Raw genomic sequence first — 1712 nt, forward strand, 5'->3', positions numbered from 1 at the left:
GGAGCGGATGGTACACAAACCTTGGTTCAAGCTCCTGCAACCGGATCTGGTGGTGGCCGGCACTGTCTTAAAGTTGCGGGCAGAAGACCTGTGGGCCTGGCAGGTAAAAGGCATCATCTTTGACGTAGACGGTACACTGGTGCCGAGCCGACAGGTTGAGGTGGATCCCGCTGTGGCTGCTTGGCTGGAGCAGTTGCGTCCGCACTTTCAAATTTGGCTGGTGAGCAACAACCTCAATCGCAGCCGCATCCAACAAATCGGAGAAAGCCTGGATCTGCCTTACATTCACCGGGCCGGGAAACCCTCACGGCGGGCTTTGCGGCGGGCCGTAGCCCAGATGGGCTTGCCGGTAGAAGCAGTGGCTATGGTGGGAGACCGCCTGTTGACGGATATTTTGGCGGGCAATCGACTGGGGTTGGTAACCGTGCTGGTCAACTCCCTCTTGTCCGAAGCAGTCGAAAAGAACCCTGCTACCCTCTAGGGGCTGCGCTTTTGAGAGATTTGAGAGTTGGACAACTGTAATTGTTTCAAACTGAATTGAAAAGGTTTCCAAGCACTCCCCCTTTCCTTCGCAAAGAGAGAAGACCAAAAGACAATCCTGCTGCTCGGAAGGACTTAGTCACTTCAGTTTAGGGTGAGACGCCTGGGCAGCTGAGAAAAGCCCTGTGGCCCCATGCATGTTTCATGCATGTTTTAGGTGTGGGTACAGTGTCCCAGTTTGAATCGAAATGACCAACCACAGGTTGTCAGCGCTGACAACTGCTGACCGGATGGGTAGCACATCTAAAAATCAAGACAAAAATCGAGAGAGATTTTCCAGACCTGACCCATCTGCCCCAATTTTTTGTAGAGTGACGGCAGGTGAGCCGGATCCCGCGTTGAAGCCCAGTAGGCGGCGGTGTGAGGGCGGTGTGAGATCCAAAGGTCAAGCATGCGAACCATCCCTATTGTCAAGTCCGCCATGCAACGGCTAAAGTCCATGCTGCAAAAATCCCTGCGTTCTGCTCCGACTTCCCCCCGCTCCAGATCCCTGCTGGCATCCAATGGACGGAGCCTGATCAAGCTGGGCAGCTTTCTGGCCTTGCCGTTGATATTCTCGACATTGCCCGGTTGGGCTTTAACATTGGTGGCGCGTCCAGATCTGCGCGACCTCAAACGTGCAACCGTGTTTCGGGTGGTCAACTACAACACCCTGGTTGTCCAGCTTGAAGGAGACTTGAATTTGCGGCTGGTGCAACTGATTGGGATCGATCCCTTGCCTGACCCGATCAACCCCAACTGGACAGAGTTGCGCGGACAAACCCCTCTGGCAGTTTACAATGCTGGCCAATATCTGCAGACTGCTCTGCTGGGACGTGAGGTGTTTTTGGAGTTGGATCCTGCCCTAGCCCCTGCTCCCACCTTGCCTGCCTACGTTTGGCAAGCCAATACCCTCATCAACCAGGAAATGCTGTTTTTGGGGCATGGCCTGTTGTCGCCACAAACCGATGGCTTGAAGTACGGCCCCATTCTTACTGAAGCTGCCGATGCAGCCAAAAGACAAGGACGCGGCTATTGGACAACCTACGGCCCTCGCTAGAGACCAAGCCAAACCCAGAGCTGGAATTGCCGGCCTGTTTGTTGAGAATAATCTCAACAGCCATCTTCCGCCGGTCGGTGAGAGCATGACTCTAGTCAATAATAAGCTCAACTATACTGAAAATAATGTATAA

2 protein-coding genes are annotated in these 1712 nt (G+C 53.8%); both read left to right on the top strand.

Going from position 1 to position 1712, the window contains the following annotated elements; all coding sequences use genetic code 11:
* A partial coding sequence (locus NW820_RS12215; protein WP_414407626.1) for a YqeG family HAD IIIA-type phosphatase occupies positions 1-481 on the top strand: 481 nt, incomplete at its 5' end.
* Positions 482-931: 450 nt separating this feature from the next.
* Positions 932-1579, top strand: coding sequence for a thermonuclease family protein (locus NW820_RS12220; RefSeq protein ID WP_414398898.1), 648 nt, complete (start codon positions 932-934; stop codon positions 1577-1579).
* Positions 1580-1712: the final 133 nt, after the last annotated feature.

The sequence above is a fragment of the Synechococcus sp. R55.7 genome (assembly GCF_047461955.1).
In the GTDB taxonomy this organism is placed as follows: Bacteria; Cyanobacteriota; Cyanobacteriia; order Thermostichales; family Thermostichaceae; genus Thermostichus.